This is a genomic window from Pseudomonas sp. IB20, assembly GCF_009707325.1.
Lineage (GTDB): Bacteria > Pseudomonadota > Gammaproteobacteria > Pseudomonadales > Pseudomonadaceae > Aquipseudomonas.
Genome location: NZ_CP046103.1, coordinates 3,689,544 through 3,713,104 on the forward strand (window position 1 = coordinate 3,689,544; position 23,561 = coordinate 3,713,104).

Annotated in this window: 23 protein-coding genes and 2 pseudogenes; 19 read left to right on the forward strand and 6 right to left on the reverse strand. The window is 60.5% G+C overall.

Going from position 1 to position 23,561, the window contains the following annotated elements:
* Window positions 1-535 precede the first annotated feature (535 nt).
* The gene (locus GJU48_RS17120) at window positions 536-1,396 is read right to left on the reverse strand and encodes a DMT family transporter (RefSeq protein ID WP_094950236.1); all 861 of its coding nucleotides are present in this window, start codon (window positions 1,394-1,396) and stop codon (window positions 536-538) included.
* Between the two features lie 412 nt (window positions 1,397-1,808).
* On the opposite strand from GJU48_RS17120, the gene GJU48_RS17125 reads away from it, so the two are divergent.
* Both GJU48_RS17125 and GJU48_RS17130 read left to right on the forward strand, forming a co-directional pair.
* A complete protein-coding gene (locus GJU48_RS17125; RefSeq protein ID WP_256671157.1) occupies window positions 1,809-2,654 on the forward strand; it encodes a CPBP family intramembrane glutamic endopeptidase in 846 nt (281 codons plus the stop codon).
* A 6-nt stretch (window positions 2,655-2,660) separates the two neighbouring features.
* The gene (locus tag GJU48_RS17130) at window positions 2,661-4,226 is read left to right on the forward strand and encodes a methyl-accepting chemotaxis protein (RefSeq protein ID WP_094949616.1); all 1,566 of its coding nucleotides are present in this window, start codon (window positions 2,661-2,663) and stop codon (window positions 4,224-4,226) included.
* A 114-nt stretch (window positions 4,227-4,340) separates the two neighbouring features.
* On the opposite strand, the gene GJU48_RS17135 is transcribed toward GJU48_RS17130, so the two are convergent.
* The gene (locus GJU48_RS17135; RefSeq protein WP_094949615.1) at window positions 4,341-5,027 is read right to left on the reverse strand and encodes an alpha/beta family hydrolase; all 687 of its coding nucleotides are present in this window, start codon (window positions 5,025-5,027) and stop codon (window positions 4,341-4,343) included.
* A 79-nt stretch (window positions 5,028-5,106) separates the two neighbouring features.
* Here GJU48_RS17135 and ccoN (GJU48_RS17140) point away from each other — a divergent pair, with 79 nt between their 5' ends.
* From ccoN (GJU48_RS17140) to hemN, 15 genes and pseudogenes are all read left to right on the forward strand, one after another.
* Window positions 5,107-6,531 carry a cytochrome-c oxidase, cbb3-type subunit I gene (ccoN, locus tag GJU48_RS17140; RefSeq protein ID WP_094949614.1) on the forward strand — a complete coding sequence of 475 codons (1,425 nt, stop codon included), beginning with the start codon at window positions 5,107-5,109 and terminating at the stop codon, window positions 6,529-6,531.
* 10 nt (window positions 6,532-6,541) lie between these two features.
* Window positions 6,542-7,150: a cytochrome-c oxidase, cbb3-type subunit II gene (gene ccoO / locus GJU48_RS17145; RefSeq protein ID WP_094949613.1), complete on the forward strand. Its 609-nt coding sequence runs from the start codon at window positions 6,542-6,544 to the stop codon at window positions 7,148-7,150.
* A 3-nt stretch (window positions 7,151-7,153) separates the two neighbouring features.
* Window positions 7,154-7,354 carry a cbb3-type cytochrome oxidase subunit 3 gene (locus GJU48_RS17150; protein ID WP_094949612.1) on the forward strand — a complete coding sequence of 67 codons (201 nt, stop codon included), beginning with the start codon at window positions 7,154-7,156 and terminating at the stop codon, window positions 7,352-7,354.
* On the forward strand, window positions 7,351-8,298 hold the full coding sequence (gene ccoP / locus GJU48_RS17155) for a cytochrome-c oxidase, cbb3-type subunit III (protein WP_094949611.1): 948 nt from the start codon (window positions 7,351-7,353) through the stop codon (window positions 8,296-8,298). Before GJU48_RS17150 ends, ccoP (GJU48_RS17155) begins: the two co-directional genes overlap by 4 nt.
* A 467-nt stretch (window positions 8,299-8,765) precedes the next feature.
* Window positions 8,766-10,203, forward strand: a pseudogene (gene ccoN / locus GJU48_RS17160) (cytochrome-c oxidase, cbb3-type subunit I).
* Window positions 10,203-10,811, forward strand: coding sequence for a cytochrome-c oxidase, cbb3-type subunit II (gene ccoO / locus GJU48_RS17165; protein WP_003193167.1), 609 nt, complete (start codon window positions 10,203-10,205; stop codon window positions 10,809-10,811). The pseudogene ccoN (GJU48_RS17160) and the gene ccoO (GJU48_RS17165) overlap by 1 nt, the downstream one beginning before the upstream one ends.
* A 5-nt stretch (window positions 10,812-10,816) precedes the next feature.
* Entirely contained in the window at window positions 10,817-11,002 is a 186-nt protein-coding gene (locus GJU48_RS17170; RefSeq protein ID WP_003183474.1) for a CcoQ/FixQ family Cbb3-type cytochrome c oxidase assembly chaperone, read from the forward strand.
* Window positions 10,999-11,976: a cytochrome-c oxidase, cbb3-type subunit III gene (ccoP, locus tag GJU48_RS17175; RefSeq protein WP_094949609.1), complete on the forward strand. Its 978-nt coding sequence runs from the start codon at window positions 10,999-11,001 to the stop codon at window positions 11,974-11,976. The genes GJU48_RS17170 and ccoP (GJU48_RS17175) overlap by 4 nt, the downstream gene beginning before the upstream one ends.
* A 106-nt stretch (window positions 11,977-12,082) precedes the next feature.
* A pseudogene (locus tag GJU48_RS25355) lies at window positions 12,083-12,196 on the forward strand (VapC toxin family PIN domain ribonuclease); the annotation flags it as partial.
* Between the two features lie 207 nt (window positions 12,197-12,403).
* Window positions 12,404-13,819 carry a cytochrome c oxidase accessory protein CcoG gene (ccoG, locus tag GJU48_RS17185; RefSeq protein ID WP_094949607.1) on the forward strand — a complete coding sequence of 472 codons (1,416 nt, stop codon included), beginning with the start codon at window positions 12,404-12,406 and terminating at the stop codon, window positions 13,817-13,819.
* 31 nt (window positions 13,820-13,850) lie between these two features.
* Window positions 13,851-14,390, forward strand: coding sequence for a FixH family protein (locus GJU48_RS17190; RefSeq protein ID WP_094949606.1), 540 nt, complete (start codon window positions 13,851-13,853; stop codon window positions 14,388-14,390).
* Between the two features lie 103 nt (window positions 14,391-14,493).
* Window positions 14,494-16,944 carry a heavy metal translocating P-type ATPase gene (locus GJU48_RS17195; protein ID WP_094949605.1) on the forward strand — a complete coding sequence of 817 codons (2,451 nt, stop codon included), beginning with the start codon at window positions 14,494-14,496 and terminating at the stop codon, window positions 16,942-16,944.
* Window positions 16,945-16,966: 22 nt separating this feature from the next.
* On the forward strand, window positions 16,967-17,179 hold the full coding sequence (gene ccoS / locus GJU48_RS17200; protein WP_017735332.1) for a cbb3-type cytochrome oxidase assembly protein CcoS: 213 nt from the start codon (window positions 16,967-16,969) through the stop codon (window positions 17,177-17,179).
* Window positions 17,172-17,855, forward strand: a complete 684-nt coding sequence (locus GJU48_RS17205) for a sulfite exporter TauE/SafE family protein (RefSeq protein WP_094949604.1) — start codon at window positions 17,172-17,174, stop codon at window positions 17,853-17,855. Before ccoS ends, GJU48_RS17205 begins: the two co-directional genes overlap by 8 nt.
* Before the next feature lie 103 nt (window positions 17,856-17,958).
* The gene (gene hemN / locus GJU48_RS17210) at window positions 17,959-19,341 is read left to right on the forward strand and encodes an oxygen-independent coproporphyrinogen III oxidase (RefSeq protein ID WP_094949603.1); all 1,383 of its coding nucleotides are present in this window, start codon (window positions 17,959-17,961) and stop codon (window positions 19,339-19,341) included.
* Window positions 19,342-19,347: 6 nt separating this feature from the next.
* Here the strand turns inward: hemN and GJU48_RS17215 are convergent, their stop codons facing one another.
* Both GJU48_RS17215 and GJU48_RS25760 read right to left on the reverse strand, forming a co-directional pair.
* Window positions 19,348-19,662, reverse strand: coding sequence for a hypothetical protein (locus GJU48_RS17215; RefSeq protein WP_371923427.1), 315 nt, complete (start codon window positions 19,660-19,662; stop codon window positions 19,348-19,350).
* On the reverse strand, window positions 19,643-19,909 hold the full coding sequence (locus GJU48_RS25760) for a hypothetical protein (protein ID WP_155296051.1): 267 nt from the start codon (window positions 19,907-19,909) through the stop codon (window positions 19,643-19,645). Before GJU48_RS25760 ends, GJU48_RS17215 begins: the two co-directional genes overlap by 20 nt.
* A 69-nt stretch (window positions 19,910-19,978) precedes the next feature.
* On the opposite strand from GJU48_RS25760, the gene fnr reads away from it, so the two are divergent.
* Both fnr and GJU48_RS17230 read left to right on the forward strand, forming a co-directional pair.
* The gene (gene fnr / locus GJU48_RS17225; protein ID WP_094949602.1) at window positions 19,979-20,713 is read left to right on the forward strand and encodes a fumarate/nitrate reduction transcriptional regulator Fnr; all 735 of its coding nucleotides are present in this window, start codon (window positions 19,979-19,981) and stop codon (window positions 20,711-20,713) included.
* Window positions 20,714-20,794: 81 nt separating this feature from the next.
* Entirely contained in the window at window positions 20,795-21,343 is a 549-nt protein-coding gene (locus GJU48_RS17230; protein WP_094949601.1) for an adenine phosphoribosyltransferase, read from the forward strand.
* Between the two features lie 123 nt (window positions 21,344-21,466).
* Here the strand turns inward: GJU48_RS17230 and GJU48_RS17235 are convergent, their stop codons facing one another.
* Both GJU48_RS17235 and recR read right to left on the reverse strand, forming a co-directional pair.
* Window positions 21,467-22,615: an acyl-CoA dehydrogenase family protein gene (locus GJU48_RS17235; protein ID WP_094949600.1), complete on the reverse strand. Its 1,149-nt coding sequence runs from the start codon at window positions 22,613-22,615 to the stop codon at window positions 21,467-21,469.
* Window positions 22,616-22,905: 290 nt separating this feature from the next.
* A complete protein-coding gene (gene recR, locus GJU48_RS17240) occupies window positions 22,906-23,508 on the reverse strand; it encodes a recombination mediator RecR (RefSeq protein ID WP_094949599.1) in 603 nt (200 codons plus the stop codon).
* Window positions 23,509-23,561: the final 53 nt, after the last annotated feature.

Below are 23,561 nucleotides of genomic sequence, written 5' to 3' on the forward strand. Positions count from 1 at the left end.
TTCTCATACCGAACGCTCGGAGTAGTGCTTCGCTACCCGGCCCAATGCCACGTTTGCACCGATAAAGCCTGCACCGCCGGTTACTAAGATAGTCATTGAGTTAAATCTTTTCAGTAATGTCGCAAGGATGGGCCCGAAGTTTCCCATCAACGTCTGCCGATTCACACCGGCCAACCGAAACCCTAGCACTCGTCTGATAAAACCGCCTCGCCAATTAACAGGCAAGCAACACGCTGAATGAGCGCGCTTGAAACGCGAAGAGGTCGGCGAAACGAGGGAAAATTAGGCGTTGCACCAACGAAACCGCCACATTGAGTACGACGACAGTATAGAGACGGATTTTAAACAAATACGGCCTGCAACCACGACTTTGCCCACCGCCTCCTGCAGACGTACCGATTACCCCATATAAAATAATAACTTACATTCTAAAGGCCGGAATTATTACAGCATTGCCCTACAGGTACAACATGACCCTCTGATGACCAAGGGGGCGTTTCGGCGTGCGATCTACCGCCCCCTTGGCGCTCACCTTCTAGTGTTTACGGAAAACAAACGCCAAACCGATGATGATCAAAACCATCCCCAGCACACTCAATACCGCGAGCCGATTGCCAAAGATCAGATAGTCCATCACGGCCGTCACCGCTGGCACCAGGTAAAACAAGCTGGTGACATTCACCAGATTGCCTCGGGCGATCAGGCGGTACAGCAGCAACGTCGCCAGCAATGACACCACCAGCCCCATCCACAGCACCGGCAGGTAAAAGCCGGCACTGTGCTCAAAGTGAAAGGGTTGGAACGGTACAAATACCGAGCACAGCAGCAACCCAGCCAAGTACTGCAGCGGCAGCGTACCCAAAGGGTTGTCGGTGATGCGCTTCTGCATGATGGAGCCGAAGGTCATGCTCACCAGCGCCAGCAGCCCAAACAGCATCCCCGCAAGGGACATCCCCGCCAGGCCAATGCCTTGGTAGACCACCATGATCAACCCCGCCAACCCGAGCCCCAGGCCGAACATCCGGCGCCAGGAGCGCTGGCGCTCCATCAGCACCACCGTGAGGATCGGCTGCACGCCCATGATGGTTGCCATCACACCGGGAGTCACTTTCAGGTCCAGGGCCAGCAGATAGAAAATCTGATACGCCCCCAACAACACCAACCCGGTCGCCGCCGCATACAACATGGGCTTGCCGGGACGTGGCAGTTTCAACTTCAGGATCGGCACCAGGATCACTAGGCCCGCCAGGGCAATAGCAAAACGAATCAACAGAAAGGCGAAGGGCGAAGCATGGGCCAAGCCCAATTTGGAGAAAATCGCCCCGCTGCTCCACAGCAAGACAAACAGGCTCGTCGAGGCCGCCGCGGCCACGGATTGTTTCGAAAAAACAGACATGGATACCACCTGTAATCAGGCAAAAAAGCCAATTCAGCCAAGGCTGAAACTCAATAGGTTTTTCAGGCGGGCACAGGGCAACAGCTATTCGCTGATCAGCCCGGAATGCCAACACCCGGCGGTGATACGACTGCGTACACCGGCGTGCTACTGACAGGTGGGGGGTATTGACCGATCTGCGCAGGCTGCTGATTCCCACACGGCACGACCACAGCGTTGACCGCTGAATCGACTACCGCTATGCATTGGGAAGCTGGCATGGGCTGATCTTGTGTGAAGGGATGTAGAGGCGATGACTATAACCAGCCGTCGACCGGTTTTGCAATCGACTCAATTCGCGCGGAGGAGTTTTTACTTTGAGACAAAGACACGGTCGTTATAATGCCGACCAGTTTTTATCCAAGGATTTCACATGCTCGCTCTACCCTGGCTGTACCTGGCGCTTCTCTCCATTGGCTATGTACTGGCCTTGACCTATGGGCAACTCGGCGCGCTGGCGGCGGTGTCGGTCGCCCTGCTGCTGATCGCCGGATACGCCGTGCGCCAGCAACGTACACCTTGGGCGCGTTACGTCGGTCACGGGCTGTTCATCGTACTGGCCCTGGGCCTGGCGATGCACTGGCTGCCGGGTTTCTACAATGGGCGCGGGATTGACCCCCAGCGCTTTACACCAGACGCCGTACCGTTCTCGATGTACCTGAACCAAGACAAACCGCTGATTGGCTTTTGGCTGTTGCTGGCCTGCCCATGGATTGTGGCGCGGCGCTCATTGCGCCTGACTATTTGTGTTACGGCCCTGGCCTTGAGCCTCACGGCCATCGCCGCACTGGGCGGCGCGCTATTGCTGGGGATTACCAGCTGGGCACCGAAATGGCCGGAACAGGCGTGGATTTGGGTGCTTAATAATCTGTTGCTGGTGACACTGGTGGAAGAGGCACTGTTTCGGGGCTACATCCAGGGCGGATTGAGCCGGCGCTTTAAACAACTGCCTTATGGGGAAAACCTGGCGCTGCTATTGGCTTCACTGTTGTTTGGGCTGGTGCATGTCGGCGCTGGGTGGCAGTGGACGTTGTTGGCGGGGGTTGCGGGGGTGGGGTATGGCTTGGCGTACCGGCTTGGCGGGTTGGGGGCGGCGGTTGTGTGCTACCCAAGGAAGCTGCCGCAATTCCGGAATAAATCCCTGATACAAATAACCTTCAGAAATTTCCTCAACAATTTCCAGCACCTGCCGATACCCCCTGAAAGCCTTGCGGATTGAACAACCATGCGTAATAACCAACCCGTTACCCAGCGCGAACGTACCTTCCCCGCTCAGCAACGGTTGATCTCCACCACAGATGCCAAAGGGGTCATCACCTACTGCAACGACGCGTTTGTCGATATCAGTGGGTTCACCCGTGAAGAACTGATCCGGGCACCGCACAACTTGGTGCGTCACCCGGATGTGCCTCCGGCGGTGTTCGCGCATATGTGGTCCACGCTCAAACAAGGCTTGCCATGGATGGGCATCGTTAAGAACCGCTGTAAGACCGGCGATCACTATTGGGTTAACGCCTATGTGACGCCGGTTTTCGATGGCACCCAGGTGGTCGGCTATGAATCGGTGCGCATCAAGCCCACCGCCGAGCAGATCCGCCGGGCCGAAGCGCTTTATCAACGTATCAACCAAGGCAAGTCGGCTGTTCCTCGGCGTGATAAGTGGCTGCCGGTGTTGCAGGACTGGCTGCCGTTTATCCTGGTCAGCCAGTTGAGCTTCATGATCGGTGCGTCACTCAACTCTCACTGGGGCTTTGCCCTGGCTGCAGGGTTGTCGGTGCCGTTGGGCCTGCTGGGCCTGAGCTGGCAGCAGCGTGGGCTCAAGCGTTTGCTGCGCTTGGCCGAGCAGACCACTTCCGACCCGCTGATCGCGCAGATGTACACCGACAGCCGGGGTGCACAAGCACGCTTGGAGATGTCGATTCTCAGCCAGGAAGCGCGCTTGAAGACCTGCCTTACGCGCTTGCAGGACACTGCTGAACACCTCAACGCCCAAGCGGCGCAGTCCAATACCCTGGCGCATAACAGCTCCAGCGGCCTGGAACGCCAGCGCGTGGAAACCGAGCAGGTGGCCACCGCCGTCAACCAGATGGCGGCGACAACCCAGGAAGTGGCCAGCCATGTGCAGCGCACGGCTGACGCCACCCAGGAAGCCAATCGCCTGACGGGCCGTGGCCGCGATATCGCCGGGGAAACCCGCGAAGCGATCCAGCGGCTGTCGGTTGCCGTGGGTGAAACCGGTGTGACCGTGACCCAACTGGCCAAAGACAGCGACGAAATCGGCGGCGTGGTGGATGTGATCAAGGGCATCGCCGACCAGACCAACCTGCTGGCACTGAACGCCGCCATCGAAGCGGCCCGTGCCGGGGAGATGGGCCGTGGTTTTGCGGTGGTGGCTGACGAAGTTCGCCAACTGGCGCAGCGCACGGCCGAATCGACCGGGCAGATCCATGCCTTGATCGCCAAGCTGCAGCAGACGGCCTCCGTTGCCGTGCAAGCCATGGACGCCGGGCATCGCCAGGCCGAAGAAGGTGTGGCGCGGGTGCTGGAGGCGGATCAGGCGTTGGTAGGCATCAGTGAAGCAGTGGCCAATATCACCGACATGACCACGCAGATTGCCGCTGCCACCGAAGAGCAAAGCGCGGTGGCCGAAGAGATCAGCCGCAATATCAGCACGATTGCGCTGTTGGCGGACCAGACCTCGGAACAGGCGATGAACTCGGCGCAGTTGAGTGAAGAGCTGACGCATACGGCGAATACCCAGTATTCGCTGGTGGAACGTTTTAACCGCTGATACAGATCGTTCCCACGCTCTGCGTGGGAACGCCTCCCGTGACGCCCTGCGTTACGACTTTAGAAGCGGACGCAGAGCGTCCAGGCTGCATTCCAACGCGGAGCGTGGGAATGATCAGTGGAGAAACCCAGCCACTTCCACCGCCGCCGCCTCCAAATGCTGCTCATGCGTGAACCCCGAAGCCTTCAACGGTTTCAAGTCATGATCCCCCGCCACCAGCCACATCACCTCGATGCTCGGCGACAAGTCATAGCCCTGCACCGCCGCCCGATTACCCAGGGCATCGCGCTCGCCCTGTACAATCAACGTCGGCGTCTTCAGCCCGGCCAAGTGCTCGACCCGTGGCTTTTCCGGTTTGCCCACCGCGTAAAACGGATAACCCAGGCACACCAGCCCATCAGCGCCTAACTCATCAGCCAAAATGCTCGCCATGCGCCCGCCCATGGACTTGCCGCCAACGGCCAGTTTCCCCGCGACATGACGTCGCACCTCGGCATACACCTCACGCCAGCATTCCAGCAGTTTCGGCGCCGGGTTCGGTGGGCGTTTACCACCGTCCAGACGGCGTTGAGCCATGTATGGAAACTCGAAGCGCAACACGTTCACGCCATGCCCGGCAAGGCGTGCAGCCATGTCGTTCATAAAGGCTGAGTCCATCGGTGCGCCTGCACCGTGGGCCAGGATCAACGTCACAGGTTCGCGCGCGATAGACCCCGTCGCCGCATCCCACAACCAGCCACGTTCCCGCACACACTGCGCCCATTGATCCCCGTCAATACTGGCCTTGTGCTCTTTGCCCATGCTTGCCTCGCTTTTTAGTCTGCCTATAACTCCAGCCCAAGTGCCGCATTTGCTTGGGTTGAACCGTGGATGGGGAACCATGAACACTACTTTAAGTACCGCCTATAACTACAAGGTGGTCCGCCAATTCGCCATTATGACGGTGGTGTGGGGCATCGTCGGCATGGGGCTCGGGGTTTTTCTCGCCGCTCAATTGGTTTGGCCTGCACTCAACTTCGATTTGCCTTGGACCAGCTTCGGCCGCTTGCGCCCGCTGCACACCAACGCGGTGATCTTCGCCTTCGGCGGCTGCGCGCTGTTCGCCAGCTCGTTTTACTCGGTGCAGCGTACCTGCCAAACACAGCTGTTCGCGCCGAAAATCGCCGCGTTCTGCTTCTGGGGCTGGCAGCTGGTCATCCTGTTGGCCGCGATCAGCTTGCCGCTGGGCTACACCAGTTCCAAGGAATACGCCGAGCTGGAATGGCCGATCGACATCCTGATCACCATCGTCTGGGTTGCCTACGCCATCGTGTTCTTCGGCACGATCATGAAGCGCAACACCAAGCACATCTACGTCGGCAACTGGTTCTTCGGTGCGTTCATCATCACCGTGGCCATCCTGCACATCGTCAACAACTTGGAAATCCCGGTCAGCCTGACCAAGTCCTACTCCCTCTACGGTGGTGCGACAGATGCCATGGTGCAGTGGTGGTATGGGCATAACGCGGTAGGCTTTTTCCTCACCGCCGGCTTCCTTGGCATGATGTATTACTTCGTGCCGAAACAGGCCGAGCGGCCGGTGTATTCCTATCGCTTGTCCATCGTGCACTTCTGGGCGCTGATCACCCTGTACATCTGGGCCGGCCCTCACCACCTGCACTACACCGCGCTGCCCGATTGGGCACAGTCGCTGGGCATGGTGATGTCGCTGGTACTGCTGGCGCCAAGCTGGGGCGGCATGATCAACGGCATGATGACGCTCTCGGGCGCCTGGCATAAGTTGCGCAGCGACCCGATCCTGCGCTTCCTCGTCGTGTCCCTGGCCTTCTACGGCATGTCGACCTTCGAAGGGCCGATGATGGCGATCAAGACGGTCAACGCCCTCTCCCACTACACCGACTGGACCATCGGCCACGTACACGCCGGGGCGCTCGGTTGGGTGGCGATGATTTCCATCGGCGCGCTGTACCACATGATCCCGAAAATCTTCGGCCGCGAGCAGATGTACAGCCTCGGCCTGATCAACGCGCACTTCTGGCTGGCCACCATCGGCACCGTGCTCTACATCGCCTCGATGTGGGTCAACGGCATCGCCCAGGGCCTGATGTGGCGTGCGGTCAACGAAGACGGCACCTTGACCTACTCCTTCGTCGAAACCCTGGTGGCCAGCCACCCAGGCTTCATCGTGCGGCTGGTGGGCGGAGCGATCTTCCTCAGCGGCATGTTCCTGATGGCTTACAACACTTGGCGCACCGTGCGTTCGGCGCAACCCGCTGAAGTCGCCACCGCCGCGCAGATGGCCTGAGGAGTCTGTGATGAAACACGAAACGATTGAAAAGAACGTCGGCCTGCTGATGCTGCTGATGGTGCTCGCCGTGAGCATCGGCGGCCTGACCCAGATCGTCCCGCTGTTCTTCCAGGACGTGACCAACAAACCGGTCGAAGGCATGAAGCCCTACACCGCGCTGCAACTGGAAGGCCGCGACATCTACATCCGCGAAGGCTGCGTACAGTGCCACTCGCAGATGATCCGCCCGTTCCGCGCCGAAACCGAACGCTACGGCCACTACTCGGTCGCCGGCGAAAGCGTGTGGGACCACCCGTTCCTGTGGGGCTCCAAGCGCACTGGGCCGGACCTGGCCCGCGTCGGCGCGCGTTACTCGGACGACTGGCACCGCGCGCATTTGTACAACCCGCGCAACGTGGTGCCGGAGTCGAAAATGCCGGCGTACCCATGGCTAGTCACCGCGCAGGTCGACAACAGCCACACCGAGACCAAGTTGAAAGTGATGCGCACCCTCGGCGTGCCGTACACCGACGACGACATCAGTGGCGCCGTCGCCAGCCTCAAGGGCAAGACCGAGATGGACGCGCTGGTTGCGTACCTGCAAGTGCTCGGCACTGCCATCAAGAGCAAGAGGTGAGCCATGGGATTTGAATTCGATGCAGGCACCATCCGCGGCCTTGGCACGCTGGTGGTCGCCATCGCTTTTATCGGCCTGTCGCTGTGGGTGTTCAACAACCGGCGCAATGAGGAATTCGAGCAGGCCCGCCTGCTGCCCTTCGCCGATGAACCTTCTCCATCCGACGCTCAAGAAGAGCCTGTAACAAGGAGCACTCGCCCATGACTACCTTCTGGAGTACATGGATCTGCGTATTGACCCTCGGCAGCCTGATCGGCCTGACCTGGCTATTGGTCGGCACCCGCAAGGGCGAGACCAAGGGCAGCGTCGACCAGACCATGGGCCACGCCTTCGATGGCATTGAGGAATACGACAACCCGCTGCCGCAGTGGTGGTTCATGTTGTTCGCCGGCACGTTGGTGTTTGCCGTTGGCTACCTGATCCTCTACCCGGGCCTGGGCAACTGGAAAGGCGTGTTGCCGGGCTATGAAGACGGCTGGACCTCGGCCAAGGAATGGGACAAGGAAATGGCCAAGGCCGATACCAAGTTCGGGCCGATCTTCGCCAAATTCGCGGCCATGCCGGTGGAAGAAGTCGCCAAAGACCCGCAAGCGCTGAAAATGGGTGGCCGCCTGTTTGCCTCCAACTGCGCGGTGTGCCACGGCTCGGATGCCAAGGGCGCCTACGGTTTCCCAAACCTGGCGGACAACATCTGGCGCTGGGGCGGTTCGGCGCAAGCGATCAAGACGACCATCCTCAATGGTCGACACGCGGCAATGCCAGCCTGGGGTGAAATACTGGGCGAAGACGGTGTGAAGAACGTCGCCGCCTTTGTGCGTCACGACCTGGCCAAGCTGCCATTACCCGCCGACAGCACCGCCGATCTGGCGGCCGGTCAAGCCGCTTTCAACACCACCTGCGTCGCCTGCCACGGCCCACAAGGCCACGGCATGGAAGCGATGGGCTCGCCGAACCTGACCGAGCCCGCCGGTTTCATTTACGGCACCAGCCTGGCGCAACTGCAGCAGACCATCCGCCACGGCCGCCAAGGCCAGATGCCAGCGCAGGAAGTGCTGCAAGGCAATGACAAGGTGCACCTGCTCGCAGCCTATGTTTACAGCCTGTCCCACAACGCTGATGGCGCAACGCCAGAAAGCCAACCGCAGTAACCGGTGACTGCCGCCCCAATGTGGGGCGGCAGCACTACCTTTCTAAGCGACCAAGTGTCGCACCCTTCCCGACATCCACTTTCCCCTCCTGCCATTCGGGTCTACGCTTGCCCAACAGCGGGCCGGTTTTGGCGCACGTAGCTGCTGGCATTGCGACCTGAAATTTTTCCTGTCTACTCGATCAGCTTGACATCCACTTTCCCCTCCTGCCATTCGGGTCTACGCTTGCCCAACAGCGGGCCGGTTTTGGCGCACGTAGCTGCTGGCATTGCGACCTGAAATTTTTCCTGTCTACTCGATCAGCTTTTTATTTCTGGTTTTGTCCTTACACCAAACATGGAAAGGGCGCAGAATCTGGCGTGGAACGTATTGATACAGGTCAGCCATTGCGTTGCAATGACCCCTCGCTTTCTACATACTTGCGGCCGATTTTACCTATAAAAAAACCTAAACCGTGGAACCTTAGAATGAGCACAGCAATCAGTCCGACTGCTTATAACTATAAGGTAGTCCGCCAGTTCGCCATCATGACGGTGGTCTGGGGGATCCTTGGCATGGGGCTCGGGGTGTTCATCGCCTCGCAATTGGTTTGGCCGGAGTTGAATTTCGGTTTGCCATGGACGACCTTCGGCCGCCTGCGCCCGCTGCACACCAACCTGGTGATTTTTGCCTTCGGTGGCTGTGCGTTGTTTGCCACCTCCTACTATGTCGTGCAGCGAACCTGCCAGACGCGACTGATCTCCGATGGCCTGGCCGCCTTCACCTTCTGGGGCTGGCAAGCCGTGATCCTCGGCGCCATCATCACCCTGCCGCTGGGCTACACCACCACCAAGGAATACGCCGAGCTGGAATGGCCGATCGCGATTTTGCTCGCTATCGTCTGGGTGACCTACGCCGTGGTGTTCTTCGGCACTATCGTCAAGCGCAAGACCAAGCACATTTATGTGGGCAACTGGTTCTACGGTGCCTTCATCCTGGTCACGGCGATGCTGCACATCGTCAACCACGCGTCGTTGCCGGTCAGCCTATTCAAGTCCTACTCGGCCTACGCCGGGGCGACGGACGCAATGATTCAGTGGTGGTACGGCCACAACGCCGTGGGCTTCTTCCTCACCACCGGCTTCCTGGGGATGATGTATTACTTGTGCCCAACAGGCGAGCGTCCGATCTACTCGTATCGCCTGTCCATCGTGCACTTCTGGGCGCTGATCACCCTGTACATCTGGGCCGGCCCTCACCACTTGCACTACACCGCGCTGCCCGATTGGGCCCAGTCGCTGGGCATGGCGATGTCGATCATCCTGCTGGCCCCAAGCTGGGGCGGCATGATCAACGGCATGATGACCCTGTCGGGCGCCTGGCATATTGCGCACCGACCCGATCCTGCGTTTCCTGGTGGTGTCGCTGGCGTTCTACGGCATGTCGACCTTTGAAGGGCCGATGATGGCGATCAAGACCGTCAACTCGCTGTCCCACTACACCGACTGGACCATCGGCCACGTCCACGCCGGCGCTCTGGGTTGGGTGGCGATGATCTCCATCGGCGCGCTGTACCACATGATCCCTAAACTGTTCGGCCGTGCGCAGATGCACAGCGTCGGGCTGATCAATGCGCACTTCTGGCTGGCCACCATCGGCACCGTGCTCTACATCGCCTCGATGTGGGTCAACGGCATCACCCAAGGCCTGATGTGGCGTGCGATCAACGATGACGGCACCCTCACCTACTCCTTCGTCGAAGCGCTGCAAGCCAGTCACCCGGGCTACATCGTCCGCGCCATCGGTGGTGCATTCTTTGCCAGCGGCATGCTGTTCATGGCCTACAACGTGTGGCGCACCGTGCGTGCCTCCGACCCTGTAGAGGCTGAAGCCGCCGCCAAGATCGCCGTTGTGGGAGCTCACTGATGAAGCATGAAGTAGTCGAGAAGAATATCGGCCTGCTGGCCTTCTTCATGGTTATCGCCGTGAGTATCGGCGGCCTGACCCAGATCGTTCCGCTGTTTTTCCAGGACGTGACCAACAAGCCGGTCGAAGGCATGAAGCCGCGCACCGCGCTTGAACTGGAAGGCCGCGACGTCTACATCGCCAACGGTTGCGTGGGCTGCCACTCGCAGATGATCCGCCCGTTCCGCGCCGAAACCGAACGCTACGGCCACTACTCGGTCGCCGGTGAAAGTGTGTGGGACCACCCGTTCCTGTGGGGTTCCAAACGTACCGGCCCGGACTTGGCCCGTGTCGGCGGGCGTTATTCCGATGACTGGCAGCGTGCGCACTTGTACAACCCGCGCAACGTGGTGCCGGAGTCGAAAATGCCGGCGTACCCGTTCCTCGTGGAAAACAAGCTCGACGGCAAGGACACCGCGAAGAAGATGGAAGTCTTGCGCACGCTGGGCGTGCCCTACACCGACGAAGACATCGCCGGTGCAGCCGCAGCCGTCAAGGGCAAGACCGAAATGGACGCATTGGTGGCCTACCTGCAAGGCCTTGGCACCATCATCAAAAGCAAACGGTGACCTACATGGATATCGGGATGATTCGTGGCCTGGGCACCGTTGTGGTGATGGTGGCCTTTATCGGCCTGGCACTGTGGGTGTTCAGCCCAAAGCGCAAGTCGGAGTTTGACGACGCAACCCTGTTGCCCTTTGCGGATGACCCCGAAGCCATCAAGCACGTCGAGCAAGCGTCTAGGAGTAACAAAGAATGACTACGTTCTGGAGTCTGTACGTCACAGTCCTCAGTCTGGGTACCATCTTCGCCCTGACCTGGCTGCTGCTGTCGACCCGCAAGGGCCAGCGCACCGAACAAACGGACGAGACCGTCGGCCACTCGTTCGACGGCATCGAGGAGTACGACAACCCGCTGCCAAAATGGTGGTTCATGCTGTTCGTCGGCACCATCATTTTCGCCCTCGGCTACCTAGTGCTGTACCCAGGTTTGGGCAACTGGAAAGGCCTGCTGCCGGGCTACAACTACCTCGACAACGACAAGCAAACGGCCTTCGCCAACGGCCAGACCGGCTGGACCGGCGTGCACGAGTGGGAAAAGGAAATGGCCAAGTCGGACGCCAAGTTCGGGCCGATCTTCGCCAAGTTCGCCTCGATGCCGATTGAAGAAGTCGCCAAGGACCCGAAAGCCTTGAAGATGGGTGGCCGCCTGTTCGCCTCCAACTGCTCGGTGTGCCACGGTTCCGACGCCAAGGGCGCCTACGGCTTCCCCAACCTGACCGATGCCGACTGGCGCTGGGGCGGTGAACCCGCGACCATCAAGGAAACCATCATGAAAGGCCGCCACGCGGTGATGCCGGCCTGGGCCGAAGTCATTGGCGAGCAAGGCGTGGCCGACGTGTCAGGCTTTGTGCTGACCAACCTCGACGGCCGCAAACTGCCGGAAGGTGCCAAGGCCGATGTGGCCAACGGCGCGAAACTCTTCGCCGCCAACTGCGTGGCCTGCCACGGCCCTGCCGGTAAAGGCACACCCGCGATGGGCGCCCCCGACCTGACACACCCGGGCGCATTCATCTACGGCTCGAGCTTCGCGCAACTGCAGCAGACCATTCGTTACGGCCGTCAGGGTCAGATGCCTGCGCAGGAGTTGTTGCAGGGCAATGACAAGGTGCACTTGCTGGCGGCGTATGTTTACAGCTTGTCCCATGGCGATAAGCAAGCTGAGGAGCAGTAAGGCCTCGGCAACGAAAAAGCCCCGCATTGCGGGGCTTTTTCGTTTCTAACGCCTGAGCGATTCAATGGACGCATGACCGCTGGTAACGACGAGCTTGATGCCGCGAAGTGATGCGCTGATTGCTGCCACTGCTCTGGTTCATGGACTTACTGTCGTCACGCGCAATGTCAGTGACTTCAAATCGAGCGGCGTTCCATTGCTTAATCCGTGGGGCGAATGACCAGCCTGCGCGCAAAAACCAGCCATAGTTCACAAGTCAATTGATCCACGTCACCTACACCATCAATTGATTTCCCCCAACGCGACCAAAGGTCGCACCCTTTCAGCAGTATCAGGGGCGTATCATTACGCCACTGCAACAGCCTATTTTTGACCCCGGTTGGCACGTACTGGCCGAGGCAAATCTCCACCGCCGTGGGATGCAATGATGAGCAACCAAATACCGGTACATGACGTTACCCCGCCTGCCAAAAACTCGAGCCAATCCGTCGACCTCTATGCGTCGCGAGAGAAGATCTACACCCGTGCCTTCACCGGCCTGTTCCGCAATTTACGCATGCTCGGTGGCGCTGGCTTGTTCCTGCTCTACTTCGGCACTGTGTGGCTGAACTGGGGTGGCCATCAGGCCGTGTGGTGGAACCTGCCGGAGCGTAAATTCTTCATTTTTGGCGCGACTTTCTGGCCCCAGGATTTCATCCTGCTGTCGGGCATTCTCATCGTCGCTGCCTTTGGCCTGTTCTTTATCACGGTGTACGCCGGGCGCGTATGGTGTGGCTATACCTGCCCACAAAGCGTGTGGACCTGGATCTTCATGTGGTGCGAAAAGGTCACCGAAGGCGACCGTAACCAGCGCATCAAGCTGGATAAAGCGCCGATGGGCGCGAATAAATTCCTGCGCAAATTCAGCAAGCACACCCTGTGGTTGTTGATCGGGTTTGTCACCGGCATGACCTTCGTCGGTTACTTCTCGCCGATCCGTGAATTGGTGTTCGATTTCTTCACCGGCCAGGCCGATGGCTGGTCGTATTTCTGGGTCGGTTTTTTCACCCTCGCCACCTATGGCAACGCCGGCTGGCTGCGCGAACAGGTGTGCATCTACATGTGCCCGTATGCCCGGTTCCAAAGCGTGATGTTCGACAAAGACACCTTGATCGTGTCCTACGACCCGCGCCGTGGTGAGGTGCGGGGCCCGCGCAAAAAAGGCATCGACTACAAAGCCCAAGGCCTGGGCGATTGCATCGATTGCACGATGTGCGTGCAGGTGTGCCCCACCGGTATCGACATCCGCGACGGCCTGCAAATCGAGTGCATTGGCTGCGCCGCGTGTATCGACGCCTGCGACAACATCATGGACAAGATGGACTACCCGCGCGGCCTGATCAGCTACACCACCGAGCACAACCTTTCCGGGCAGAAAACCCACAAGCTACGCCCGCGCCTGATCGGTTATGCGTTGGTGTTGCTGGCGATGATCAGCTTGTTGGCCGGCGCATTTTTCATACGCTCACTGGTGGGCTTTGATGTGAGCAAGGACCGTGTGCTGTACCGCGAAAACGCCGAAGGCCGGATCGAAAACGTCTACAGCCTGAAGATCATGAACAAGGACCAGCGCGACCACACCTACGTGCTAGACGCCTCGGGCCTGCCGGACCTCAAGCTGCAAGGCCGTCGCGAGATCAAGGTCGCCGCCGGAGAAATCTTCAGCATGCCGGTGGAGCTTTCCAGCGCACCGGAACAATTACCGTCGAGCACCAACGAGGTGCAATTCATCCTCAGGGATGCCGACGACGACAGCGTCCACATTGAAGCCAAGAGCCGATTCATCGGCCCCCAGGTTCGTTAATAAAAAACTCCGTTAACTAGAGAGCACAACAATGCCCGCAGCCACTGCCGCAAGCCCTTGGTACAAACACCTCTGGCCTTGGATCATCATTGGGATCCTGGCCTGCTCGGTGACCTTGACCTTGTCCATGGTGACCATTGCAGTGAAGAACCCGGACAACCTGGTCAACGACAACTACTACGAGGCCGGCAAAGGTATCAACCGCTCTCTGGACCGCGAGCTGCTGGCCCAGACCCTGCAACTGCGCGCCAAGGTGCACCTGGACGAGTTGACCGGTGAAGTCGAATTGCACCTGACCGGCAACAGCAACCCGTCGACCCTGGAGCTGAACCTGATTTCCCCGACCCAGCCAGAGAAGGATCGCAAGATCAACCTGGCCCGCAGTGACAGCGAACCCGGCCGCTACATCGGCCAGGTCACCGACAAAGTCGAAGGTCGGCGCTTCGTGGAACTGCTCGGTGTCGAGGGCGATAGAACCTGGCGCATGTTCGAAGAAGAACAGGTCAGCCACGACAAGGACTTGCTGCTGGGTGATGAGCCGTTGCAGGGCGCTGAAGACCTGAAGAATTAAACAGCCTGCGCTTAGATCGTTCCCACGCTCTGCGTGGAAGAGCCGGGCGTTACCACGCAGAGCGTGGGAGCGATCATCGGACAGCCGACTAAGATCTATACCCATGAGCACCCCAACCCCCTGCTACCACTGCGCCCTGCCCGTGCCGCCCGGCAGCCGGTTTACCGCCGTAATCCTCGGCGAGCGCCGCGAACTCTGCTGCCCGGGTTGCCAGGCGGTGGCCGAGGCCATCGTGGCCGGTGGGCTGGACAGCTATTACCAACACCGCAGCGAAGCCTCAGCCAACCCCGAGGCGCTGCCGGTGCAACTGGTCGATGAACTGGCGCTGTACGACCGCGCCGACGTGCAAAAACCCTTTGTGCGCCACGACGGCGACCTTGCCGAAACCATCCTGTTGATGGAAGGCATCAGTTGCGCCGCCTGTGGCTGGCTGATCGAGAAACACCTGCGCAGCCTGCCCGCTGTGGCCGAGGCGCGGCTGAACCTGTCCAACCACCGCCTGCACGTGCGCTGGGCCGACGGGCAATTGCCGTTGAGCCAACTGCTCAGCGAGCTGCGCCACATCGGCTATGCCGCCCACCCTTACCAGGCGGATCGCGCCGCCGAGCAACTGGCTGGCGAGAACCGTCTGGCCCTGCGCCAACTGGGTGTGGCAGGGTTGCTGTGGTTCCAGGCGATGATGGCGACCATGGCCACTTGGCCGGAATTCAATGTCGACCTGAGCCCCGAGCTGCACGTGATCCTGCGCTGGGTGGCGATGTTTCTGACCACGCCCATCGTCTTCTACAGCTGTGCACCCTTCTTCAAAGGTGCCCTGCGTGACTTGCGCACGCGCCACCTGACCATGGATGTGTCGGTGTCCTTGGCGATTGGCGGCGCGTACCTGGCGGGCATTTGGACCGCCATCACCGGCGTCGGCGAGTTGTATTTCGACGCAGTGGGCATGTTCGCGCTGTTCCTGCTGGCCGGCCGCTACCTGGAGCGCCGAGCGCGGGAACGCACGGCCGCCGCCACCGCGCAGTTGGTCAACCTGTTACCCGCCTCGTGCCTACGCCTCAAACAGGATGGCCAGAGCGAACGCATTCTGCTCAGCGAATTGGCCGTGGGTGATCGCGTATTGGTGCATCCCGGCGCGGTATTGCCTGCGGACGGGGTGATCCTCGATGGCCAGTCGAGCGTTGATGAATCGCTGCTCACCGGCGAGTACCTGCCGCAACCACGCCACGTGGGCGATGCGGTCACCGCCGGCACGCTCAATGTCGAAGGCGCGCTGACCGTCGAGGTGCGCGCCTTGGGCCATGACACACGCCTGTCCGCCATCGTGCGCCTGCTGGAACGCGCCCAGGCCGAGAAACCGCGCCTGGCGCAAATCGCCGACCGTGCCGCGCAGTGGTTCCTGTTGTGTTCGCTGATCGCCGCCGTATTGATCGGCCTGTTGTGGTGGGAACTGGACGCGTCGCGGGCATTTTGGATTGTGCTGGCGATGCTGGTAGCGACCTGCCCGTGCGCGCTGTCGCTGGCCACGCCGACCGCCCTCACCGCCGCCACCGGCACCCTGCACACCCTCGGGCTATTGCTGACCCGTGGCCATGTGCTGGAAGGCTTGAACCAGATCGATACGGTGATTTTCGACAAGACTGGCACGCTGACGGAAGGCCGCCTGGCGTTACGTGCGATCCGGCCCTTGAGCGCACTGAACAGCGATGAATGCCTGGGCCTCGCCGCCGCCCTCGAAAACCGCTCCGAACACCCGATTGCCCGCGCCTTCGGCCGAGCGCCGCTGGCGGCTGAAGAGGTTCTGAGTTTCCCCGGCCTGGGCCTGGAAGGCTGCGTGGGTGAGCGCCCGTTGCGTATCGGCCAGCCCGGTTTTGTCTGCGAACTGAGCGGTTGCCCGATCCCCGCGTCACCGGACGAGGCCGGCCAATGGCTGCTGCTCGGCGACCGTAACGGCGCCCTCGCCTGGTTTGTGCTCGATGACCGCCTGCGCAGCGACGCGCCTGCCCTGCTGGCCGCGTGCAAGGCGCGGGGCTGGCGCACGTTGCTGCTGTCGGGGGACAGCTCGCCGATGGTCGCCAGTGTCGCCGCCGAATTGGGCATCGACGAAGCTCACGGCGGCCTGCGCCCCGACGACAAGCTGCAGGTGCTGCAACAACTGCACAAGGAAGGCCGCAAGGTGCTGATGCTCGGCGATGGCGTCAACGATGTGCCGGTGCTCGCCGCCGCCGATATCAGCGTGGCGATGGGTTCGGCCACCGACCTGGCAAAAACCAGCGCCGATGCCGTGCTGCTGTCCAACCGCCTCGACGCGCTGGTGCAGGCGTTTACCCTGGCGCGGCGCACGCGGCGGGTAATCATCGAAAACCTGCTGTGGGCCGGGCTGTACAATGGCCTTATGCTGCCGTTTGCCGCGCTCGGTTGGATCACCCCGATCTGGGCGGCGATCGGCATGTCCCTCAGCTCGTTGACCGTGGTGCTCAACGCCTTACGCCTGACTCGCCTGCCGAGCGCGCCGGCTAAAAGCGCCACTTTAGTAAACCGCCCGTTGCCGGCTTGAGCCGCGCGGGCATGGAGTGCAGATGCCAGCTCTATACGTGATGATTCCGGCGGCACTGCTGTTAGTGGGCGTGGCCATTTACATCTTCTTCTGGGCAGTGGACAGCGGCCAGTACGACGACCTCGACGGCCCTGCCCACAGCGTGCTGTTCGACGACCAGGACCCGAATCACTTGGCGGCTGTCGACGAAGCCAACGGGCCAGAGCAACCGCCCAAAGACCCGCCCCATGCTTGAACTGGCGCCGCTGCTGGTCTCCGCACTCATCCTCGGCCTGCTGGGCGGCGGCCACTGCCTGGGCATGTGCGGTGGGCTGATGGGCGCGCTGACCCTGGCGATCCCCAAGGAGCAACGCAGCCGCCGCTTTCGCCTGCTGCTGGCGTACAACCTGGGTCGCATCCTCAGCTATGCCGCTGCCGGGTTATTGATAGGCTTGGCCGGCTGGGCGGTGGCCAACAGCCCGGCGGCGATGTTCATGCGCGTGCTCGCCGGCTTGCTGCTGATCAGCATGGGCCTGTACCTGGCCGGCTGGTGGAGCGGGCTCACCCGTATTGAAAGCCTCGGGCGCGGCCTGTGGCGCTACATACAGCCCGTCGCCAACCGTTTGCTGCCGGTGTCCAGCCTGCCGCGCGCGTTACTGCTGGGCGCGCTGTGGGGCTGGCTGCCGTGCGGGTTGGTCTACAGCACGCTGCTGTGGGCCGCGAGCCAGGGGAATGCATTGGACAGTGCATTGCTGATGCTGGCGTTCGGACTCGGCACATGGCCGGTGTTGCTGGCTACCGGGCTGGCCGCCGAGCGCGTTACGGCGTTGTTGCGCAAACGCAGTGTGCGCGTGGCCGGGGGACTGTTGGTGATCCTGTTCGGTATCTGGACGTTGCCAGGTCCACACCAGCACTGGCTAATGGGCCATTAAAAGGCCATGTGGCATAGCGCCGCTCCCCGTTGATGCAAATCAAGATGCCATACCCGCCACGCCCCTAGACTCGGCCCACTAGCCAATCCCGGGGACCGCCCGCATGCTCGACGCCATTCGTTGGGACACAGATCTTATTCACCGTTACGACTTGGCGGGGCCGCGCTACACGTCCTACCCCACCGCCGTACAATTCGACAGCCAGGTCGGCACTTTCGACCTGCTCCATGCCCTGCGCGACAGCCGCAAGGCCGTGCGCCCCTTGTCGCTGTATGTGCACGTGCCGTTCTGCGCGAACATTTGCTACTACTGCGCCTGCAACAAGGTCATCACCAAGGACCGTGGCCGCGCCCAGGCCTATCTGCAACGCCTGGAGCAGGAAATCCAGCTGGTAGCCTGCCACCTCGACCCGAAACAACCGGTGGAGCAGTTGCACTTCGGCGGTGGTACGCCGACCTTTCTCAGCCACGACGAACTGCGCCAGTTGATGGCAAGCCTGCGTCAGCATTTCAACTTACTCGACGATGACTCGGGCGACTACGGCATCGAGATCGACCCACGTGAAGCCGACTGGGCAACCATGGGCCTGCTGCGCGAGCTAGGCTTCAACCGCGTGAGCATCGGCCTGCAGGACCTCGACCCCGAGGTCCAGCGCGCCGTCAACCGCTTGCAAAGCCTGGAAGAAACCCGCGCAGTGATTGATGCGGCGCGCACCCTGCAATTTCGCTCGATCAACATCGACCTGATCTACGGCTTGCCCAAGCAAACGCCGATCAACTTCGCGCGCACCGTTGAAGAAGTGATCAACCTGCAACCGGATCGTTTGTCGGTATTTAACTACGCACACCTGCCGGAACGCTTCATGCCGCAGCGGCGCATCAACACCGACGACCTGCCCTCCCCGGCGGAAAAACTGTTGATGCTGCAAACCACCATCGAGCAGTTGACCCGCGCCGGCTATCGCTACATCGGCATGGACCATTTCGCCCTGCCGGATGATGAGCTGGCCATCGCCCAGGAAGAAGGCACGCTGCAACGCAACTTCCAGGGCTATACCACCCACGGGCATTGCGACTTGATTGGCCTGGGCGTGTCGGCGATCAGCCAGATCGGCGACCTGTACTGCCAGAACAGCAGCGACCTCAACCATTACCAGAACGCCTTGGCCGGCGCGCAACTGGCTACCAGCCGTGGCCTGGTGTGCACCACGGACGATCGGTTACGGCGTGAGGTCATTCAGCAGTTGATCTGCAATTTCAGCCTGAGATTCGAGCAGGTCGAACAGACTTTCAATATCGATTTTCGCGGCTATTTCGACGAACTATGGCCGCAACTGGAGACAATGGCCGCAGACGGGCTGATCGAACTGGACGCACAGGGCATTCGCGTACTGCCCGCCAGGCGCTTGTTAGTGCGCTCGGTGTGCATGGTGTTCGATGCCTACCTGGAGCATCAGAACAGGCAGCGCTTCTCGCGGGTGATCTGAGGGCAGTTACTTCATTGCCAGGCTGGCGGTCTTGGCCGCAGTCTCAGCGCTCATGTCTTTCATCGCCTTGGACAGGGACGCCTGGGCAGTGCCCAGCGCGCTCTGCAGCCCAGCCAAGGCAGATTGCAGGCTGGCCGCCTTGGCCTGGGCCTGCTCAGGGCTAAGACTTCTGTCAGCCATCACCGCAGCCATTTCGGCTTGTTTCTCGGCAATCTGTTTTTTGATCTCGCGAATCATCTTCAGCAGATTTTTGACGGTGTCAGACAGGCCGCTGTCGTCAATATCACTGTTAGACGTTTTTTCAGCCGCTGCCGCTTTCATCGCCGCACCGGAAATGGTCACCGACCCGGTGGCCCGACACTGCGGGGTTGGACTCTTCAGCAGCGGGCTTGATCGCGTCGCTCTGAGCTGGCTCTTTTTTGGTCGTCTCGGGCAGCTTCTGAATCAAAGTGCGAGAGGCGAGTTCAGTACTAAGGGGAAGCATCTCTTGAACCTCCGAGTTCATGATCGATAGCTCCTTATCGACTATTTTCTCAAAATCTTTATACCCTGCTGCTTTTTTGTACACGCTGGCCTGATCGCCCCCCAGTGCGTTACCCTTACGTCTTATGTGTGTTTTCCCACAAGGATTTAAGAAATGTCCGAGCCAGCTAAACTGCGCGCTCACAGCCAGGTTCACTGCAAGGATTGCAGCCTGGCTCCCCTCTGCCTGCCACTTTCGTTGAATTTGGAAGACATGGAAGCGCTGGACGACATCGTTAAACGCGGCCGCCCGCTGAAAAAAGGCGAGTTTCTGTTCCGCCAGGGCGACAAATTCGATTCCGTTTATGCAGTGCGTTCGGGGGCATTAAAGACGTTCAGCCTGAGCGACAGCGGCGAAGAGCAGATCACCGGTTTCCACCTGCCCAGCGAACTGGTTGGGCTGTCGGGCATGGACACCGAGGTTCACCCGGTGTCGGCCCAAGCGCTGGAGACGACTTCGGTGTGCGAAATCCCCTTCGAGCGCCTGGATGAACTGGCCCTGCAATTGCCACAGTTGCGTCGCCAACTGATGCGCGTGATGAGCCGCGAAATTCGCGACGACCAGCAGATGATGCTGCTGTTATCGAAGAAAACCGCCGACGAGCGCATCGCCACGTTCCTGGTCAACCTGTCGGCACGTTTCCGTGCCCGTGGGTTCTCGGCCAACCAGTTCCGCTTGAGCATGTCGCGCAATGAAATCGGTAATTACCTGGGCCTCGCGGTGGAAACCGTGTCCCGCGTATTCACCCGTTTTCAGCAGAACGAGCTGATTGCCGCCGAAGGCAAGGAAGTACACATCCTTGACCCGATCCAGCTGTGTGCGCTGGCCGGGGGCTCGCTGGAGGTCTGATCCAGACGCTTGCGGCCGCGCCAATCGGCGAGGCCGCAGGTATACTTCGAGTCCGTTTTCCGCTCCCAGGACTCTTCGACGATGACCTTCGATTCGTTCGACATCAAATCCCTGATCCGCCCTGTCATCGACTTCCCCAAGCCAGGGGTGATCTTTCGCGATATCACGCCGCTGTTCCAATCGCCGCGCGCCCTGCGCCTGGTCGCTGACAGTTTTGCCCAGCGTTATGTCGAAGCCGACTTCACCCATATCGGCGCGATGGATGCGCGTGGCTTCCTGATCGGTTCGATCATCGCCTACCAACTGAACAAACCGCTGATCCTGTTCCGCAAACAGGGCAAGTTGCCAGCTGACGTGCTAGCCGAGGGTTACCAGACCGAATACGGCGAAGCCTTCCTTGAAGTGCACGCAGACAGCTTGTGTGAAGGCGACTCGGTATTGATGTTCGATGACCTGATCGCCACGGGCGGTACTTTGATCGCCGCGGCAAATCTGGTGCGGCGCATGGGGGCGAAGATCTTCGAAGCGGCGGCAATTATCGATTTGCCGGAGCTGGGTGGCTCGCGGCGCCTGGAAGACATGGGGATTCCGACGTTTTGCCTGACGCAGTTTGCGCTGACTGAGCGTTAAAGGTCGTCTGTTAGGGCCTTATCGCGGGCAAGCCCGGCTCCCACATTGGAACCCGGCCACCTGTGGGAGCTGAGGTGCGACGATTCGACTTGCCTGCGATAGCGTTCGAAAGAGCACCACCGATCAAAGCCCCATCTGCTTACTGATGATTTCATTCATCACCTCACGCGTCCCGCCGCCGATGGAGAGGATGCGGTTGTCGCGGTACAGCCGCTCCACCAGACTGCCGCGCATATAGCCCTGGCCGCCGAGAATCTGCACGGCGTCGTAGGTCACGCGGTCAGCGGTGTCGGTGGCCAGGTTCTTGGCCATGGAAATTTCCTTGATCACACTCTTGCCGGCCGCCATCTTCGCCGCCTGGCGGTAGGTAAATTCCCGCGAGACCTCCACCGCAGTGGCCATTTCCGCCAACCGATGCTTGAGTACCTGAAATTTGCCGATGGGCTTGCCGAAGGCTTCGCGCTGGGCGGCCCACGTGAGGCTTTCCTCCAGCGCCAGCTGCGCGGTCATATTGGCCATCAACGCCAGGGCCAGGCGCTCGCTCTGGAAGTTGCCCATGATGCAGGCAAAGCCCATGTTCTCGACGCCAATCAGGTTGCCCACTGGCACCTTGCAATTATCGAAGAACAGTTCAGCCGTGTCCGACGCCCACCAGCCCATTTTCTTCAGCGGTTGGCCGACAGTAAAACCCGGCGTGTCTTTTTCGATGAGCAATAAGCTGATGCCGCCAAAGCCCGGCCCGCCGGTGCGTACAGCCACGGTGTAGAAATCGGCACGGATGCCGCTGGTGATAAAGGTTTTACTGCCACTCACGCGGTAATGCTCACCGTCACGGGTGGCGCGGGTTTGCAGGTTGGCCACATCGGAGCCGCCGCCGGGTTCGGTCACGGCCAGGGCGATGATCTTTTCGCCGGCCAAGACCTGGGGCGCAACACGCTCACGCACCTCGGGGCGCGCCCATTTGACGACCGGCGGCAGGCCGATATCCAGCGAACCCAGGCCGGCTACCACACCGCCGGAACCGCAGCGCATCAATTCTTCGCTGGCGGCGACCTTGGCGAACAGATCACCTTCATGGCTGCCGCCCAGGCTTTCGGGGTAACCGATGCCCAGGATCCCCGCCGCACCGGCCTTGAGGTACAGCTCACGGGGAAAGCTTTCCGCCTCCTCCCATTGCTCAATGCCCGACAACATCTCGCGCTCGACAAAACGGCGCACGCTGTCGCGGACCAATTGGTGGCCGGGGTCGAAGTAGTCCTGATAGGCAGACATCGGCAAGCTCCACGGTGAGGTAGAGCGAACTTACCAAGCGCTTGCTTGGTTTTCAAGAGCTCACTTGCAACACAAAACCAATGTGGGAGCTGGCTTGCCTGCGATAGCGGCGTGTCAGGCGACATCAATGTCCCTGATCCACCGCCATCGCAGGCACCAGGCCACTTGCAACACAAAACCAATGTGGGAGCTGGCTTGCCTGCGATAGCGGCGTGTCAGGCGACATCAATGTCCCTGATCCACCGCCATCGCAGGCAAGCCAGCTCCCACATTTTGGACTGTGTTGTTCTTTAAAGCGCGATCGGTTTGCGACCCGCAAACGAATGCGCCAACGTCCCGCCATCCACCAACTCCAGCTCACCACCCAACGGCACGCCATGGGCGATACGCGAGGTAATCAAGCCTTTATTGCTCAGCAACTGGGCGATGTAATGCGCGGTTGCCTCACCTTCCACGGTCGGGTTGGTCGCCAGGATCACTTCGGTGAACGTGCCCTGTTCTTCGATACGCGCCACCAGTTGCGGAATGCCGATCGCCTCTGGCCCCAGGCCGTCCAGCGGCGACAGGTGCCCTTTGAGCACAAAGTAGCGCCCGCGATAACCCGTTTGCTCCACCGCGTACACGTCCATCGGCCCTTCGACCACACACAGCAGCGTGTCATCGCGGCGTGTGTCAGCGCATTGCGGGCAAAGGTCTTCTTCGGTGAGGGTGCGGCACTGGCGGCAGTGGCCCACACCGGTCATGGCCTGGCTCAAGGCCTGGGCCAACCGTGTGCCGCCACTGCGATCACGCTCCAGCAGTTGCAGCGCCATGCGCTGGGCGGTTTTCTGGCCCACGCCTGGCAAGGTGCGCAGGGCGTCGATCAGTTGGCGAATCAGGGGGCTGAAGCTCATGAGCGAATGGTCCGACAAAACAACGAGACGCGGTTTATACCCGCGCCTCGGAT

Excerpts from the sequence above, each read along its gene's own strand:
- GJU48_RS17135 (WP_094949615.1), bottom strand. The coding sequence starts at position 5,027 with ATGGGCAAAGAGCACAAGGCCAGTATTGACGGGGATCAATGGGCGCAG.
- fnr (WP_094949602.1), top strand. The coding sequence starts at position 19,979 with ATGTCCGAGCCAGCTAAACTGCGCGCTCACAGCCAGGTTCACTGCAAG.
- ccoO (WP_003193167.1), top strand. The coding sequence starts at position 10,203 with ATGAAGCATGAAGTAGTCGAGAAGAATATCGGCCTGCTGGCCTTCTTC.
- GJU48_RS17215 (WP_371923427.1), bottom strand. The coding sequence starts at position 19,662 with ATGAAAGCGGCAGCGGCTGAAAAAACGTCTAACAGTGATATTGACGAC.
- GJU48_RS17125 (WP_256671157.1), top strand. The coding sequence starts at position 1,809 with ATGCTCGCTCTACCCTGGCTGTACCTGGCGCTTCTCTCCATTGGCTAT.
- ccoO (WP_094949613.1), top strand. The coding sequence starts at position 6,542 with ATGAAACACGAAACGATTGAAAAGAACGTCGGCCTGCTGATGCTGCTG.
- GJU48_RS17130 (WP_094949616.1), top strand. The coding sequence starts at position 2,661 with ATGCGTAATAACCAACCCGTTACCCAGCGCGAACGTACCTTCCCCGCT.
- recR (WP_094949599.1), bottom strand. The coding sequence starts at position 23,508 with ATGAGCTTCAGCCCCCTGATTCGCCAACTGATCGACGCCCTGCGCACC.
- GJU48_RS17170 (WP_003183474.1), top strand. The coding sequence starts at position 10,817 with ATGGATATCGGGATGATTCGTGGCCTGGGCACCGTTGTGGTGATGGTG.
- GJU48_RS17190 (WP_094949606.1), top strand. The coding sequence starts at position 13,851 with ATGCCCGCAGCCACTGCCGCAAGCCCTTGGTACAAACACCTCTGGCCT.
- GJU48_RS17150 (WP_094949612.1), top strand. The coding sequence starts at position 7,154 with ATGGGATTTGAATTCGATGCAGGCACCATCCGCGGCCTTGGCACGCTG.
- GJU48_RS17195 (WP_094949605.1), top strand. The coding sequence starts at position 14,494 with ATGAGCACCCCAACCCCCTGCTACCACTGCGCCCTGCCCGTGCCGCCC.
- GJU48_RS17230 (WP_094949601.1), top strand. The coding sequence starts at position 20,795 with ATGACCTTCGATTCGTTCGACATCAAATCCCTGATCCGCCCTGTCATC.
- ccoS (WP_017735332.1), top strand. The coding sequence starts at position 16,967 with ATGCCAGCTCTATACGTGATGATTCCGGCGGCACTGCTGTTAGTGGGC.
- hemN (WP_094949603.1), top strand. The coding sequence starts at position 17,959 with ATGCTCGACGCCATTCGTTGGGACACAGATCTTATTCACCGTTACGAC.
- ccoG (WP_094949607.1), top strand. The coding sequence starts at position 12,404 with ATGAGCAACCAAATACCGGTACATGACGTTACCCCGCCTGCCAAAAAC.
- ccoP (WP_094949611.1), top strand. The coding sequence starts at position 7,351 with ATGACTACCTTCTGGAGTACATGGATCTGCGTATTGACCCTCGGCAGC.
- GJU48_RS17120 (WP_094950236.1), bottom strand. The coding sequence starts at position 1,396 with ATGTCTGTTTTTTCGAAACAATCCGTGGCCGCGGCGGCCTCGACGAGC.
- GJU48_RS17235 (WP_094949600.1), bottom strand. The coding sequence starts at position 22,615 with ATGTCTGCCTATCAGGACTACTTCGACCCCGGCCACCAATTGGTCCGC.
- GJU48_RS17205 (WP_094949604.1), top strand. The coding sequence starts at position 17,172 with ATGCTTGAACTGGCGCCGCTGCTGGTCTCCGCACTCATCCTCGGCCTG.
- ccoN (WP_094949614.1), top strand. The coding sequence starts at position 5,107 with ATGAACACTACTTTAAGTACCGCCTATAACTACAAGGTGGTCCGCCAA.
- ccoP (WP_094949609.1), top strand. The coding sequence starts at position 10,999 with ATGACTACGTTCTGGAGTCTGTACGTCACAGTCCTCAGTCTGGGTACC.